The 13,832-nt window shown below is 70.7% G+C and carries 15 protein-coding genes and 1 pseudogene; 4 read left to right on the top strand and 12 right to left on the bottom strand.

What is annotated here, in order from left to right; all coding sequences use genetic code 11:
* The first annotated feature begins 57 nt into the window (after positions 1 to 57).
* Both ACFQ11_RS06785 and ACFQ11_RS06780 read left to right on the top strand, forming a co-directional pair.
* The gene (locus tag ACFQ11_RS06785) at positions 58 to 387 is read left to right on the top strand and encodes an ArsR/SmtB family transcription factor (RefSeq protein WP_143219764.1); all 330 of its coding nucleotides are present in this window, start codon (positions 58 to 60) and stop codon (positions 385 to 387) included.
* Positions 388 to 451: 64 nt separating this feature from the next.
* Positions 452 to 1,330: a Clp protease N-terminal domain-containing protein gene (locus ACFQ11_RS06780; protein WP_378297016.1), complete on the top strand. Its 879-nt coding sequence runs from the start codon at positions 452 to 454 to the stop codon at positions 1,328 to 1,330.
* A 1,088-nt stretch (positions 1,331 to 2,418) separates the two neighbouring features.
* Here the strand turns inward: ACFQ11_RS06780 and ACFQ11_RS06775 are convergent.
* The 3 genes and pseudogenes from ACFQ11_RS06775 to ACFQ11_RS06765 form a co-directional block, all read right to left on the bottom strand.
* Positions 2,419 to 3,291, bottom strand: a complete 873-nt coding sequence (locus tag ACFQ11_RS06775) for an alpha/beta hydrolase (RefSeq protein WP_378297015.1) — start codon at positions 3,289 to 3,291, stop codon at positions 2,419 to 2,421.
* A gap of 357 nt (positions 3,292 to 3,648) precedes the next feature.
* A complete protein-coding gene (locus ACFQ11_RS06770; RefSeq protein WP_075906574.1) occupies positions 3,649 to 4,020 on the bottom strand; it encodes an ArsR/SmtB family transcription factor in 372 nt (123 codons plus the stop codon).
* 140 nt (positions 4,021 to 4,160) lie between these two features.
* A pseudogene (locus ACFQ11_RS06765) lies at positions 4,161 to 4,457 on the bottom strand (YnfA family protein); the annotation flags it as partial.
* Between the two features lie 26 nt (positions 4,458 to 4,483).
* Between ACFQ11_RS06765 and ACFQ11_RS06760 the strand changes: the two are divergent.
* The gene (locus ACFQ11_RS06760) at positions 4,484 to 4,858 is read left to right on the top strand and encodes an ArsR/SmtB family transcription factor (protein ID WP_378297014.1); all 375 of its coding nucleotides are present in this window, start codon (positions 4,484 to 4,486) and stop codon (positions 4,856 to 4,858) included.
* Positions 4,855 to 5,385 carry a hypothetical protein gene (locus tag ACFQ11_RS06755; RefSeq protein WP_378297013.1) on the top strand — a complete coding sequence of 177 codons (531 nt, stop codon included), beginning with the start codon at positions 4,855 to 4,857 and terminating at the stop codon, positions 5,383 to 5,385. Before ACFQ11_RS06760 ends, ACFQ11_RS06755 begins: the two co-directional genes overlap by 4 nt.
* A 161-nt stretch (positions 5,386 to 5,546) precedes the next feature.
* Here ACFQ11_RS06755 and ACFQ11_RS06750 read toward each other — a convergent pair whose 3' ends face one another.
* The 9 genes from ACFQ11_RS06750 to ACFQ11_RS06710 form a co-directional block, all read right to left on the bottom strand.
* Positions 5,547 to 7,007 carry an alkaline phosphatase PhoX gene (locus ACFQ11_RS06750; RefSeq protein ID WP_378297011.1) on the bottom strand — a complete coding sequence of 487 codons (1,461 nt, stop codon included), beginning with the start codon at positions 7,005 to 7,007 and terminating at the stop codon, positions 5,547 to 5,549.
* A gap of 235 nt (positions 7,008 to 7,242) precedes the next feature.
* Positions 7,243 to 7,899: a response regulator transcription factor gene (locus ACFQ11_RS06745; protein ID WP_378297010.1), complete on the bottom strand. Its 657-nt coding sequence runs from the start codon at positions 7,897 to 7,899 to the stop codon at positions 7,243 to 7,245.
* Between the two features lie 152 nt (positions 7,900 to 8,051).
* Positions 8,052 to 8,990 carry a phosphate ABC transporter ATP-binding protein PstB gene (gene pstB, locus ACFQ11_RS06740; RefSeq protein WP_378297009.1) on the bottom strand — a complete coding sequence of 313 codons (939 nt, stop codon included), beginning with the start codon at positions 8,988 to 8,990 and terminating at the stop codon, positions 8,052 to 8,054.
* A 35-nt stretch (positions 8,991 to 9,025) separates the two neighbouring features.
* On the bottom strand, positions 9,026 to 9,922 hold the full coding sequence (gene pstA, locus ACFQ11_RS06735) for a phosphate ABC transporter permease PstA (protein WP_378297008.1): 897 nt from the start codon (positions 9,920 to 9,922) through the stop codon (positions 9,026 to 9,028).
* Positions 9,919 to 10,866, bottom strand: a complete 948-nt coding sequence (gene pstC / locus ACFQ11_RS06730) for a phosphate ABC transporter permease subunit PstC (protein ID WP_378297007.1) — start codon at positions 10,864 to 10,866, stop codon at positions 9,919 to 9,921. Before pstC ends, pstA begins: the two co-directional genes overlap by 4 nt.
* Positions 10,863 to 11,849: a PstS family phosphate ABC transporter substrate-binding protein gene (locus tag ACFQ11_RS06725; protein ID WP_378297006.1), complete on the bottom strand. Its 987-nt coding sequence runs from the start codon at positions 11,847 to 11,849 to the stop codon at positions 10,863 to 10,865. The genes pstC and ACFQ11_RS06725 overlap by 4 nt, the downstream gene beginning before the upstream one ends.
* A 202-nt stretch (positions 11,850 to 12,051) precedes the next feature.
* On the bottom strand, positions 12,052 to 12,498 hold the full coding sequence (locus ACFQ11_RS06720) for an arsenate reductase ArsC (RefSeq protein ID WP_378297005.1): 447 nt from the start codon (positions 12,496 to 12,498) through the stop codon (positions 12,052 to 12,054).
* Positions 12,495 to 13,127 carry an arsenate reductase/protein-tyrosine-phosphatase family protein gene (locus ACFQ11_RS06715; RefSeq protein WP_378297004.1) on the bottom strand — a complete coding sequence of 211 codons (633 nt, stop codon included), beginning with the start codon at positions 13,125 to 13,127 and terminating at the stop codon, positions 12,495 to 12,497. Before ACFQ11_RS06715 ends, ACFQ11_RS06720 begins: the two co-directional genes overlap by 4 nt.
* Positions 13,124 to 13,831 (bottom strand): arsenate reductase/protein-tyrosine-phosphatase family protein, encoded by a 708-nt coding sequence (locus ACFQ11_RS06710; RefSeq protein WP_378297003.1) that lies wholly within the window; start codon positions 13,829 to 13,831, stop codon positions 13,124 to 13,126. The genes ACFQ11_RS06715 and ACFQ11_RS06710 overlap by 4 nt, the downstream gene beginning before the upstream one ends.
* Position 13,832 lies beyond the last annotated feature (1 nt).

Below are 13,832 nucleotides of genomic sequence, written 5' to 3'. Positions count from 1 at the left end.
GCCCGCATGCCCGACCGCCCCCCTGCCCCCGCATCGCCCGCCCGTAATGCGACGGAGGTGCCGTGCGCCCACCTGGACACGGTGGCGAAGTTCTTCCGCGCCTTGGCCGACCCCACTCGGCTGAAGCTGCTGGAGTACATCCTCGGCGGCGAGCGCACCTCCGCCGACTGCGTCGCGCACGCCGGCATCTCGCAGCCGCGGGTGTCGGTGCACCTGTCCTGCCTGGTCGACTGCGGCTACGTCACCGCCCGCCGCGACGGCAGGAGACTGCGCTACTCCGTCGGCGACCCGCGCGTGGCCGACCTGATCGTCCTGGCCCGCTCGCTGGCCGCCGACAACGCCTCCGCCCTGACCTGCTGCACCCGCATCCCCGACAGCCAGGACTGAACCACGGCGAACTATTCGACAAGCCAGCATTGTCGATTCGAAATCGACAATCTAGGGTTGTCGGATGGGCGAGGTGAACCTCCAGGATCTGGTGACGGCCGTGCAGCAGCGGGCCGACAGCGATGACCCGCTGGAGTTGCTGGCGGCCGCGGTCGCCGCCGCCGCCGAGGCCAGCACCGCGGCCGACGCGCTGATCGAGCACTACGTGGGGGCGGCCCGGGCGGCGGGCGTGTCCTGGACGCTGATCGGGGAACGGCTCGGCGTCTCCAAGCAGGCCGCACGGCAGAAGTTCGCCGACCGGCTCCAGGTCGACGACCAGATCGCCGACGCCGCCGAGAACCTGGCCATGGTCCCGAGGCTGCAGGCCTGCCTCCAGGTCGCCCAGACCGCGGCCGACGCCGACGGCAGCGCGGCCGGCACCCACCACCTGCTGCTCGGCCTGCTGCACGGCGGAGTGTCGGCCGGCGTCCTGGACCGGCTCGGCGTCACCCGCGGCAAGGTCCGCGAGGCGGCCGCCCGCCTGCTCGAACCCGCGACGATCGCCACAGGAGACGGAACCGAACGCCGGGTCGTCGGCGACGGCGAAGCCGAACAGGCCATCGCCGCAGCACGCCGATTGGCCGCCCGCCGCGGCCACACCCAGCTCCGCTGCGAGCACCTGCTGTTCAGCCTGGCCACCGACCCCGGATCGGCCGCCCGCCGCGTCCTGGACGACCTCGGCACCGACATCCCCCGGCTCAAGAAAGACCTCCAGGAATGGGTGGCGCCCGTCCAGCGCCGGCACCGCCGCATCGGCAAGAGCACGGGCCGGGCCTGCTCCTTCTGCGGCTGCACCGACCTCGGCCCCCTGGTCGCCGGACCCGGCGTGTGGATCTGCGGCAACTGCGCCCAGACCGCCATCGACATCCTGCGCGCCGAACCCCGCGGAGCACGCACCGGCTGACCGGAGGCACCGGTGTGACACAGAATCTGCATGACCTCTCACACTGATCCCCGGGAGCCGGTGCTTGCCCAGCTCACCGTCCGCTGCGGCGCAGGCGACTCGGCAAGGTTACGTGTCACACCCGCCCGTGGAGGTCTCGCCGTGCCCGTCGTCGCGTTCCCCGGCCGCCCCGGCCCAACCGGCGCCTGTGGCACCCTCGCGGCCGCCGTCGACCGGCCGCGGTGATGGACCGGTGGAACGGCGCGGCGGCCCGCCACCTGGAACCGGCAGCTGTCGGCGCTCACCTCGTTCACCACCTGGGCGCAGCGACACGAGAGCTCCTGGCCACCAACCCGGCGCGGCGGCTGACCCGCCGCAAGACCGCCCGCCGCGGCTACGGCGCCATCCCCCGCGCCCGCCTGGACAAGATGCTGGCCGACGACGCGCACGCGCTGCGCGAGCGGGTGCTGTGGCGGATGCTGGACGAAACCGCCCGCGTCCAAGAGATCCTCTCCCTCAACATCGAGGATCTGGAGCCCGAGTTCCGCCGGGCACGCGTGGTATCCAAGGGCGGCGCGATCGAGTACGTCCACTGGGCCACCGGTACCGCCTGGCTGCTGCCCCGCCTCCTAAAGGGCCGCACCGCCGGACCGGTGCTCCTGGCCGACCGCCGCGCCCCCACCTTCGAACCCCGCACGCCCGCGGCCGCCGACATCTGCCCGCCACCGGACACGGCCGGCTGTCCGACCCGCGCGCCGAATACCTGTTCAAGGCCACCACCCGCGACCTCGACCCACACGGCAACGGATGGACACTGCACCAGCTGCGCCACTCCGCGCTGCAACACCTCGCCGCTGCCGGGCGCGCCGCCGCCGAACTCCAGGCCAAGGGCCGCCACGCCCACCTGGCCAGCCTCGGCGCCTACGTCCGCCTCGGCGAACACACTTCCGCCCGCGTCACCGCAGAAACCGACCCCGCCGCTCGCCGACACCCCCGCTGACCGTCGGCTTCAGCCGCCCTGTCGCTACTGGCCGTTCCCGATCCTCCTCTCGGGCCAAGAATGGCGTTGGGTCCGATGTCCCGCCTCGGCCGGCTCGGTGACGCGGAGGTCAGGAACGCAGACCGGCGCCCGGTGCCTCCTGGAGGATTCGGCGGACCTTGGAACCGATGGCGGTGAGGAAGTCGGCGGTCGCCGGAACCGTGCTGAGTTGTCCCAGGAAGCCGTGCTGCAGCCCCTGTCCGAACAGATGGGTCGCGGCCACACCGGCGTCCTGCAGGCGGGCGGCGAAGGCTTCCCCTTGAAGGTGGAGGACATCGTGCTCGGCGGTCGCGATCACCGTCGGGGGCATACCGGCCAGATCCGCTGCCAGCAGCGGTGAAACCTCGCCGTCCGTGCGCTCCCGCGTGCCCAGGTACAGCGACAGCACCCGGGTCATGATGTCGGGGTAGCCTCGCTGATCACGCAGATCCAGCGCCGGATAGATCAGAAGCTGCAGTGCCGGCCGCGGCCCGCCGGAGGCGGCCAGGCGCAGACCGGCCGCTGCCGCCAACTGCCCGCCCGCACTGTCACCGGCAAGCCCGATGCGCGAGGCGTCCATGCCCCATTCGCCGCCGTGCGCGCCGAGCCATTCCATCGCCGCCACGGTGTCTTCCAGCGCCGCGGGAAAGGGATGCTCGGGCGCACGCCGGTATTCAAGCGACACCACCGCGGTGTTGCATGCCACCGCCAGCCTCCGGGCCACCCCCTCATAACAGTCGATGTCGCCGAGCACCCAGCCGCCGCCATGCAGGTAGACCAGAGCCGGCAGCGCCGCGTCGGCACTCGGCCGGTACAACCGCGCAGGCCGCCTCGCGATCACCAGGTCGGTGACCTGGTGCATCGAAGGGCCGGTGACGTCCGCCATCCATCGTGCGTGCATCCCGCGCTCGTACTCGACCCACCGGACGAGTTCGGGGCCGGCCATGCCTTCTTGATGTTGCACGCAAGGACTCCTTCGCTGATCGAGACTCTGCCTCGGCGGCGACCCGCCATCCACCCATATATTGTCACATGCAAAAATGACGATATGTGAGGTGGCTCGTTGCCGGCGGCACCCCTTCGTCAACCGGCCCGGGCTGGCGTGCGGGGTCGTTCGAGAAGCGTGCGATGTCGGTCCGGGGCGCAAGACCTCGGGACCCTCGTGGTGCGTCGGGCAGTGCGTCCCGCAGCGTTTTTGCTCGCGATGACCTGCCGCCTCTGCGGGCGCGGTGCGCAGTTCCTCGACCGACTCGTCGATGCGTCCCTCATCGCCTGGGCGTGCATGCGGGCCGCCGGTCGGCGGGGCGGTGGACGTGAGAAGTCAGTGCAGCAGTGCGCGCAGCGCGTCCAGGCGCTCGGGGACGATCGCGTACCACACCCATGTTCCGCGCTTCTCGCGGGTGACGAGACCGGCGTCGGTGAGGATCTTCAGGTGGTGGCTGACGGTCGGCTGCCGCAGGCCGAGCGGTGTGGTGAGGTCGCAGACGCACGCCTCGCCGTCCGGGCTGGCCTCGATCATGCCCAGGATCTGGACCCGGGTCGGGTCGGAGACCGCCTTGAACGTGCGCGCGCGCTCTTCGGCCTCCGACCGGGGCATGGGGGTGAGGGTGATCGGGGTCGGCGGGTGGCACGCATCGGTGCCGGACGCGGGCTGCTGGTGCTGAGCGGTCAGGGTCACGCCGCCATCGTCCATGCCGCGAGTGTATGTCCGGTGAACGAGAGTGAACGTCCGATGAACGGCGCAAAGGGCTGGGGTCGCTCGGCTTCGTCACGGCCTTGTGCTGTTTCGTGATGCTCGGGACAGGAGTTCGCCTTCAGTGCTCGCGCGGTGCCGTACATGATGGCCGCGACTCCTGCCAGGCATACCAGGGCACCGATGACGTCCCACCGGTCGGGGAAAGCCGTCCATCACCATGCCCCCGGGCGAGCGAGCCGGCGACGAAGACCCCGCCATAGGCGGCCAGGATGCAACCGAAGTTCGCATCGGGCTGGAAGGCGGCGACGCATCCGTGCGACCCGAGCGTGCTGGCGCCCGCGCCAATCCACGACCAGCCACGATGCTCGCGCCCCCTGCCGGACCAGCCAGACGCCCACTGGTCGCAGGGGCGGCGAGTAAGGGGTTGCGCTCACCCTCGAAAGCTTGCATAGTTGTGCAAATGAGCAAGGATGAAGGGGTGGGCGACCTCGGTGCGGTGCTGTCCCATCAGCTCTTTCGAGCTTTGAGCGATCCCACGCGGGTTCGTCTCATCGACCTGCTCGCGGAGCGGTGCCGCGCCTGCTCGGTGTCCGAGCTGGCCGAATGCCTCGATGTGGATCTGTCGGTGGTGTCCCGGCACTTGGCGCTTCTGCGTGCGGCCGGTGTGCTGCGGGCGGCCAAGAGCGGCCGGAGCGTTTTGTACGAGATCCAGTTCGACGCCGTGAGCGAGGCTCTGCGCGGTATCGCCGACACGCTCGATCGTGCCCGGGACGACTTCGCCCGCTCGTCCGCCTGCGCTTCGAACAGCACTGCCGACGAGGAAGGAAGAACATGACTGTCAACTATGTCGCCGACACAGAGGCGGTCTCCATTGGTACCGGGTCCAGGGTCCGGCTGATCGTCGAGTACTGGACCGTGGCCATGGAGGATCAGGATTCGTGCGGATCGTGCGATGCGACGCTCGCGCTGCTTCACGAGGCCATCGATGCTGTCCGCCCGTTCGCCGAGCGGCTCGGCATCGTGATCGACGTTGCGGCGTCCAAGATCACCACGTGGGATGACGCGGTCGAGCAGGGCATCGTGGCATCGCCGACCATCCGTGCCGAAGGTCTTGAGATGCGCCCGGTGCATCCGGACGGATCGCAGGCCCGTGTCTGGAGTTGGCGGGGGACGGTCGGCGCATCGCCGGCGCCCGAGGCACTGCTCGACCTCCTGCTGCGGGCCGTCGCGGAACGCAGTCGCCGCCTCGGCGCCTACCTCGCGGAAGGAGGACCGGCTCCGTACGTCCGCACATACCTGCGGGCCACGGCTGCCGCCGATACGGCGCCGACCGCGACCTGCGGCCCTGTGCCCTGCGGCTGACGCGAGGACAGGAGACCCCGGTGCGGCGGCCCTGCGGAGAGGGCTCGCACCGGGGGTTCCACTTGCTCGTTCGCGGCCGCCCGGCTTGGGCTCGGTGCACGGTCGGGGGGCCGAAGACCTGGCCGGGCGGGGACGGACGGGCGGGCTGGTGTGGCCGGTGTCTACAGGGGGCCTCGGCGCCAGGGGCCGCGGATGGCGTAGGTGCGTCCGGGCGGGGTCAGGTCGGTGGTGGAGCCGAGGGTGTTGGCGAACAGGACCGAGCCATCGGGGCTGAAGCAGGCGCCGGCGAACTCGCTGTCGTCGGTGATGTTGACGGCGAACTCGAAGGGGGCGCCGCCGGGGTCCAGGCCGATGAGCCGGTTGACGTTGTCGAGGCCGGGGGCGAGCGGGTGGGGGTCGGCGTCGGCGGACGAGGCGTCGTCCTCGCACAGGATGATGCCGCCGCGCGGGGTGAAGGTGAGGTTGTCGGGGGAATCGAGGACCTTGCGTCCGGGGGATTCGTAGACGAGTTCCAGGGTTCCGCCGTCCCGGTTCCAGCGGTGCGGACCCCGGCCGCCGTGGTCGCGGTCGCGGCGGCGGCCGGGAATGTAGCGCCAGACCTGGCCGTAGCCTTCGCGGTAGCCGTCGGCGCCCGGTGAGTCGCCGTTCTTGGCGTCGCCGCCGCTGGTGGAGTTGAAGTAGATGCTGCCGTCGCCGTACCAGCAGCCTTCCAGGCGGTTGAACTTGGCGCCGCCCGCGGCCAGGCCCTGCTGCGTGCAGGTGGCCGCGCCGTTTTCCAGGTCGGGGTCGGGGTCGTCGATGCGGACCCATTCGACCGGGAGCCTGGCGCCCATGCGCTGGCCTTCGCGGGTGTCGTAACCGGGCCGCCCGGTGATCTTGAGCATTTCCAGGACGCCGCCGTCGGCGAGGTCGCGGGGGTTGCGGGGGCGGTAGCGGTAGAAGCCGTTGGGCTTACCGGAGTCGTCTTCGGTCTCGTAGACGTATCCGGTGCGAGGGTCGACGGCGACGGCCTCGTGGGAGAAGCGGCCCATCGCGGTGATCGGCCGGGAGGCGGCGGGACGCCCGGGACCGGGGCCGTGCAGCGGCACTTCGAAGACGTAGCCGTGCTTGCGCTGCCATCCCTGCCGGGGACCGGCTGTGGTCTCTTCGCAGCTCAGCCAGCCTCGGCCGCCGTACATGACGCCGCCGGCGCAGTTGGTGGTGGTGCCGTTGAGGCTGACGAAGTGCTCCAGGACCCGGCCGGTGCGCGGGTCGACGTCCAGGGTGGTGGTGCCGGCGACGCCCTGCTCGTCGTAGCGGTCCGAGCCGGGGACATGGACACGGCCGGTGGGGCTGCCCGGGCCGGTGCGCACCTCGTGGTTGCGGATGAGGCGGACGGCACCGCGGCGCGGGCTGGGGAACGCGGCCATCCCGTCGTGGGCGATGGGGGTGGCTTGCCCGTCGCTCATCGTGGTTCCGGTGAGCCCGAACACGGTGTAGGTGAAGCCCGCGGGGAGCGCCAGGAGCTCTTCGCCGGTGTTGGCGGCGCGGGCGCGGCGCAGCGGCCCGTAGCCGTCGCGGTCGTGACGGCGGCGCGGACGCCCCGCCGTCGCCCACGCCGCATGGGAACCGAGAGTCTGCATTGCCACCCCTGCGGCCATGGTTCCGCCTGCAGTGGTCAAGAACCGCCTGCGATCGAATTGTTTCATCGCCGCTGTTCCCTTCGGATTGCTGTACGCGACAGGTAGATCATGCTGTTCATAGATGGACGTCTATGTCTCGGTCGCGTGGCCCGTGGATGACCGGTGCCCGCCCGGCGGGTGAACGCCCTTGCCGGACGGGGCGGCGGATGCACCGGCATGGACCCGGTGGACCGGGTCAGGGGCGGGTGAGGCGGTAGCCGATGCCGCGGACGGTGAGGATGATCATGGGGTTTTCGGGGTCGTCGCCGAGCTTTTCGCGCAGGCGGCGGATGTGGACGTTGATGGTGTTGGTGCGGACCTTGTCGGTTCGCCATACGTGGTGCTGGATCTGGCGGCGGTCGACGACGCGGTCGGCGTTGAGCATCAGGTAGTGCAGCAGCTCGAACTCCCGCAGCGGCATCGCGACGATGCGTCCGCCGACGCGCACCACGTGGGCGGTGGGGTCCAGTTCGATCGAGCCGCACGTCAGGACGGGGGTGCCGGTCACGGCGGTGTCGTCGCGGATCCCGGTGATGAGGGGAAGCAGTTCGGGGAGCCGGTAGGGGCGGGCGACGCAGAGGTTGGCGCCCGAGGCCAGGGCCTCGACGGCGCGGTCGGCGTCGCCCGCCCCGACGCCCAGGATGATGGGCGTGGACAGGCTGCCGCGGACGGCGGTGACGAAGGTGACGGCGTCGACGACGGGGATGCCGGCGCTGATGAGGATGAGGTCGGGGTGCAGCGCGCCGGTGCGCAGCAGGGCTTGGGCGCCGTCGGTGCACACGGTCGTCTCGACCCCTTTGGCGGCCAGGGCGAGGACGAGTTCGTGGCCGAGGCCCGCGTCGGGATCGGCCACCAGCAGCAGCGGAACATGCGCCCGTTCGGCCGCGGTCGCTACGGCCGTGAGTGGCGCGGGCCCGGCCGGAAGGTGCCGGGCGGGAGCGGGAGAGGCAGCCGCGGCGGCGGCTTGGTCGTTCACGTCCGTGAGCCTCCTGAGTTCCGGCCGGGTCAGCCGAATCTGCCGGTGATGTAGGCCTCGGTGCGCTTGTCCGCGGGCGTGGTGAAGATCGTGGTGGTCTCGTCGTACTCCACCAGCCGGCCGTGCCGCTCGCCGGCCTCGTCGACGTCGGCGGTGAGGAACGCGGTGCGGTCGGAGATCCGGGCGGCCTGCTGCATGTTGTGGGTGACGATCACGATCGTGTACGTCGCGGCGAGCTGGTGCATGAGGTCTTCGATCTTGGCGGTGGCGATGGGGTCGAGCGCCGAGCACGGCTCGTCCATCAAGATGACCTCGGGCTTGACGGCGATGGTGCGGGCGATGCACAGCCGCTGCTGCTGCCCGCCCGACAGGGCCAGGGCGCTGTCCTTGAGCTTGTCCTTGACTTCGTCCCACAGCGCGGCGCCGGTGAGGGCCTCCTCGACGATGTCGTCCAGGCCCTTGCGGACGCCGTTGACACGGGGGCCGTAGGCGATGTTGTCGTAGATCGACTTGGGGAACGGGTTGGGCTTCTGGAAGACCATGCCGATGCGGCGGCGCACCTCGATCGGGTCGACATCGTCGGCGTACAGGTCCTGGCCGTGGTAGGCGATCTTGCCGGTGACGCGGGTGCCGGGGATGAGGTCGTTCATCCGGTTGAAGCAGCGCAGGACCGTGCTCTTACCGCAGCCGGACGGGCCGATCATGGCGGTGATCTGGCGGCGTCCGATGGTCATGGTGACGTCGCGGACGGCCTGATAGCCGCCGTAGGAGACGCTGAGGTCGGCGAGTTCGAAGACGGGGTCGGACAGGTCGGGGGCTTCACGGCGCGCGTCGCGGTGCACCGTCCGGCCGGTGGAGGGGCGGTCGCTGCGCGGGGCGCCCGTTCCGCCGGTCGCCGGGCCGGTCACAGATGCCACCGGCTGGTTGTTGGCGGCTTGGGTGCCGGCGGATCGGGTGGTCTCGGTCATGGGGGCTCCGGGAGTGGTCGGGCTCATGTCGGCGTTCACCAGCGCTTCTCGAAGCGGTTGCGCAGCCAGACCGCGGCCGAGTTCATGGTCAGCAGGATGGCCAGCAGGACGACGATGGCGGCCGAGGCGAGGGTGTGGAACTCGGCTTCGGGCTGCTTGACCCAGTTGAAGATCTGGATCGGCAGGACGGTGTAGGCGTCGTTGACGCTCTCGGGGTTGAAGGTGATGTGGGCGACGGCGCCGAGCAGCAGCAGCGGTGCCGCCTCGCCGATCGCGCGCGACAGGGCGAGGATGACGCCGGTGGCGATGCCGGGGACGGCGGCGGGCAGCACCTGCCGCCAGATCGTCTGCCACTGGGTGGCCCCGAGGGCCAGAGAACCTTGCCGGATCGAGCCGGGCACGGCGCGGACGGCCTCCCGTGCCGCGATGATCACGACCGGCAGTACCAGCAGCGACAGCGTGAGCGACGCCGCCAGCAGCGTCCGGCCGAACCCCAGGCCGCGGGCGATGATGCCCAGACCGAGGATGCCGTAGACGATCGAGGGGACCGCCGCCAGGTTCTGGATGTTCAACTCGATCAGCCGGTTGTACCAGCGGTCCCGCCGGGCGTACTCCTCCAGGTAAAGCGCCGTCATCACCCCGATGGGCACGCAGAACAGGCCGGTCAGGCCGACCACGTACACGGTGCCGATGATGGCCGACTGCGCACCCGCCCGCTCCGGATGCAGCTTGGAGGGGAAGTTCGTCCACAGCCGCGAGTCCAGCCGGCCCCAGCCCTCGTGCAGGACGTAGGCGAGCAGGACGGCCAGGAACGCCACCGCGATCGCCAGGCTGGTGAACAGCGCGATGCGGAACACAGGCTCCAGCAGGCGGCGCCGCCCCTCCAGGCCGTGCTCGACGGGGCGTTCCAACTCCACTTCGACAGCGCTCATTCGTACACCTCGCGGTACTTGCGGACCAGGCGGATGCTGAGGGCGTTCATCACGAAGGTGAGCAGGAACAGCAGCAGCCCGACGGCGAAGATCGTGGTGTAGTCGAATGAGGCGGTCGGCAGGTCGCCCTCACCGGCCTGCGCGATGTAGCCGGTCATGGTCTGCATCCCCTCCAGGGGGTTCCAGCTCAGGTTGGCGCGGTTTCCCGAGGCGATCGCCACGATCATCGTCTCGCCGACCGCGCGGGAGATCGCCAGCACGACGGCGGCGACGATGCCCGACAGCGCGGCGGGCAGCACCACCCGGATCGCCACGATCCGCTTGGTGGACCCCAGCGCGTAGGCGCCCTGGCGGAGCGAGTGCGGGACCGCGGCCATGGCGTCCTCCGACAGCGACGCCACGGTCGGGATGATCATCACCCCCATCACCAGGCCCGCCGACAGGGCGTTGAACACCTCCGGGCCGTCGCCGAACGGCCAGTGGGACTGCAGCAGCGGGGTGAGGGCGGCCAGCGCGAAGAACCCGTAGACGACCGTGGGAATGCCCGCGAGCACCTCCAGCACCGGCTTGAAGATCTTCCGGGTGCGGGGGTGGGCGTACTCGGACAGGTAGATCGCCGCCGCCAGCCCCAGCGGGACGGCCACCACAATCGCGACGGCCGTGATGAGCAGGGTCGCTCCGAGCAGCGGCAGGACGCCGTAGGACGGCGGCTCGAACAACGCGCTCCAGGTGGTGCCCGACAGGAAGTCCCAGACGCCGACACGTTCGAAGAACCGCAGCGTCGGCGGCAGCAGCGAGACGATGATGCCGATCGTGGTGGCGACCGACACCAGTGCCGCCACCAGCAGCATCCCCTTGATGACCGCTTCGCCGTAGCGGGGGCGCCGCCGCCGCAGAGGCGCCGAGGCCCCTGCGGTCGGCGGTGCCGGGGTGGACGCCGTCATTCGCCGGCCTGGCTCTTGAGGGCCTCCAGGTCCTTCTTCAGCTCGGCTTCCTGGGTGGGATTGAGCGGGATGAACTTGGCCTGCTGGGCGATCTCGGCGTGCTTGTCGACGAAGTACTCAACGAACGCCTCGACCTCGGACCGCTGCAGCGCCTTGGCGGACGGGTAGATGAACAGCGGCCGCGACAGCGGCTTGTACGTGCCGTCCTGCGCGGTCTGCAGGCTGGGCGCCACGCACCCGTCGCCGCCGTCGATCTCGACGGCCTTCAGCTTGTCGGCGTTCTCTTCGAAGTAGGAGTACCCGAAGTAGCCCATACCGCCCTTGGAGCCCGACACCCCTTGCACGGTGACGTTGTCGTCCTCGCTGGGCTGGTAGTCGGTACGGCTCGAGCCCTCCTCACCGTTGATCACTTCGGTGAAGTAGTCGAAGGTGCCCGAGTCGGTGCCCGCCCCGAACAGCTTCAGCGGCTCGTCGGGGAACTGAGGGTCGACCTGGTTCCAGTTGTTCACCTTCGAGCCGGGCGCCCAGATCTTCTTGAGCTGCTCCACGGTCAGGCACTTGGCCCAGGTGTTGTCCTTATGCACCACCACGGTCAGCGCGTCATTGGCGACCGCGAACTCCTCATACTTGACGCCGCCGGAGGCGCACGCCTGCTTCTCCTCGTCCTTGATCGGACGAGAGGCGCCGGAGATGTCGGTCTCGCCCCGGCAGAACTTCTCGAACCCGCCGCCGGTGCCCGAGGTTCCCACCGGGATCTGCACCCGCCCGTACTTCTCGGTGAACAGCTCCGAGGCCACCGTGCTCAGCGGCGCCACCGTGCTCGAACCGTCCACCCTCACCGTGCCCGACAGGTCCCCGCCGGAGCCCCCGTCGTCCGAGCCGCCCCCGCAGGCGGCGAGCGTCCCGGCCAGCCCTGCCGCACTCGCGATGACCGTCGCGCCCCGCATCCAGCCGCGCACGGGCACACGCATCGAGTTGGTCACGTCCGTCGTCCTTTGTTCACTTTCGGCCCTCCACTCGGCGGGCCGGACTCGGCGGTACCGGTTGGCACCCGCGTATATAGAAGTCCGTCTATGTGAACACCGGGCGAACAAGGTGTGACTTGAGACATAAAATAGATGTCTGTCTATGTTCAGTTGTGAGGTGGCGGGGCGCGGCCGGGACGTGAGTGCCTTCCGCGGGGTGTCAGGGGCGGGTCAGTTCGCCGATCAGTGCCTCGATCCGGGTGCGGATCTCGTCGCGGATGGGCCGGACGGCCTCGACGCCCTGCCCGGCGGGGTCGTCGAGTTTCCAGTCGAGGTAGCGCTTGCCAGGAAAGACGGGGCAGGTGTCGCCGCAGCCCATCGTGATGACCACGTCGGACGCCCGCACCGCGTCGATCGTGAGGACCTTGGGCGTTTCGGCGGAAACGTCGATGCCCTCCTCTGCCATCGCCTGCACCACGGCCGGGTTGACCCGGTCGGCCGGTTCGGACCCGGCGGAGCGGACCTCGACGGCGTCCCCGGCCAGGTGCGCGAGGTAGGCGGCGGCCATCTGTGAGCGTCCGGCGTTGTGGACGCACACGAACAGCACGCTCGGCTTGCCGAACGTCTCGGTGGTGCCGGTCTCGGTGGTCGCGGGGCTCTCGGTCATGCGTTCTCCTTGTACTGGATGGTGGTGAGCAGGTCGGTGACGAGCAGGTCGAGTTCGTCGCGGATGCGGCGGACTTCGGTCAGGGGACGTCCGGCGGGGTCGGGGACCGTCCAGTCGAGGTAGCGGATGCCGGGCAGCACCGGGCATGCGCCCCCGCAGCCGAGCGTCACCACGAGATCGGCCGCTGCGACCAGCTCGTCGGTCAGCGGTTTGGGGAACTCCGGAGACAGATCGACCCCGATCTCCGCCATCGCCTCGACGATGACGAGTTCGAGTTCGGCGGCCGGCGCGGTCCCCGCACTGCGGGCGTGGAGCCGCCCGGCACCGCGGACCGCGGCCAGCGCGGCCGCCATCTGCGAGCGGCCCGCGTTCCCGGAGCAGACGAACAGCGCCTCCGGCACCGGTTTGCCGCGTCGGCCCTCGGCCTGGGCGAGCGCGGTCAGCCGCTCGGCGGCGAACCGTTCGGCGAGCACGACCAGATGGGCGTCCACACGCGAGGTCGCGCGCAGCCGCTCATAGGAATCGGCGACCAGCCGTCCGATCGTCTCGGCGGAGGCGAGCCCGTGGAACCGGGCCGCGAGACGTACCGCGATCCGCTCGAACACCGCCCGCTCACCGGTCCTGTTCACGCCGGGCTCCCCGGAGCGGACGTGTCCACGGCCGCGGCGAGCCGCCCGACGCGGTGCCGGATGAGGGCCAGTGCCTCCTCGAACGCCGCGTCGGTGTCGGCGGGCACCGGATCGGGAACCGACCAGTGCAGCCGGCCCGCGCTCCTTCCGGCGGCCAGCTGTTCGTGGGCGTTGTCGCACACCGCGACGACGAGGTCGCCGGGCTCCAGGACGTCCCGGACGTGCGCGGTGCCGCCGGTCAGCAGGTCGAGCCCGTGAGCCCGCGCGGTGGTGACCGTCCGGGGATGGACGTGCGGGCTCGGCCGCGTCCCCGCCGACGCCGCGGGCACCGGGCTGCGGCGCACCCACAGCGCGGCGGCGAGCTGGGACCGCGCCGAGTTGTGCGTGCACACGAACACCACGCGGGACGGCCGCGCCAGCCCCCGCACGGCCGCGGGCACCAGGTCGTCCAGCGTCTCGGGGACCAGCCGGACGTAGCTGCGGCGGCGATCGGCCTCCGAGCGGCCCCGGACCACCAGGCCCGCCCGCTCCAGCACCCCCAGGTGATGCGCCAGCAGGTTGGAGGGCAGATCGAGGCCCGCGCCGAGCTCCTTCGGCGAAACGTCCTGCAGCGCCAGGGCGTCCACCATCGCCAGCCGGACCGGCTCGGCGAGCGCGGCGTGCACGGCCGCCCGCCGAACCAGGTCAGATTGCTCAGCATCCATT

The organism is Actinomadura sediminis (assembly GCF_042675525.1).
Taxonomy (GTDB): Bacteria; Actinomycetota; Actinomycetes; order Streptosporangiales; family Streptosporangiaceae; genus Spirillospora; species Spirillospora sediminis.
Note: the sequence above shows the minus strand (reverse complement) of the source record. Positions and strands in the feature narration are given on the sequence as shown.

What these genes read in the sequence shown, in the direction of transcription:
- ACFQ11_RS06770 (WP_075906574.1), bottom strand. Translation starts at nt 4,020, where the DNA reads ATGGACGATGGCGGCGTGACCCTGACCGCTCAGCACCAGCAGCCCGCG.
- ACFQ11_RS06780 (WP_378297016.1), top strand. Translation starts at nt 452, where the DNA reads ATGGGCGAGGTGAACCTCCAGGATCTGGTGACGGCCGTGCAGCAGCGG.
- ACFQ11_RS06750 (WP_378297011.1), bottom strand. Translation starts at nt 7,007, where the DNA reads ATGCAGACTCTCGGTTCCCATGCGGCGTGGGCGACGGCGGGGCGTCCG.
- ACFQ11_RS06710 (WP_378297003.1), bottom strand. Translation starts at nt 13,831, where the DNA reads ATGGATGCTGAGCAATCTGACCTGGTTCGGCGGGCGGCCGTGCACGCC.
- pstA (WP_378297008.1), bottom strand. Translation starts at nt 9,922, where the DNA reads ATGAGCGCTGTCGAAGTGGAGTTGGAACGCCCCGTCGAGCACGGCCTG.
- pstB (WP_378297009.1), bottom strand. Translation starts at nt 8,990, where the DNA reads ATGACCGAGACCACCCGATCCGCCGGCACCCAAGCCGCCAACAACCAG.
- pstC (WP_378297007.1), bottom strand. Translation starts at nt 10,866, where the DNA reads ATGACGGCGTCCACCCCGGCACCGCCGACCGCAGGGGCCTCGGCGCCT.
- ACFQ11_RS06720 (WP_378297005.1), bottom strand. Translation starts at nt 12,498, where the DNA reads ATGACCGAGAGCCCCGCGACCACCGAGACCGGCACCACCGAGACGTTC.
- ACFQ11_RS06760 (WP_378297014.1), top strand. Translation starts at nt 4,484, where the DNA reads ATGAGCAAGGATGAAGGGGTGGGCGACCTCGGTGCGGTGCTGTCCCAT.
- ACFQ11_RS06755 (WP_378297013.1), top strand. Translation starts at nt 4,855, where the DNA reads ATGACTGTCAACTATGTCGCCGACACAGAGGCGGTCTCCATTGGTACC.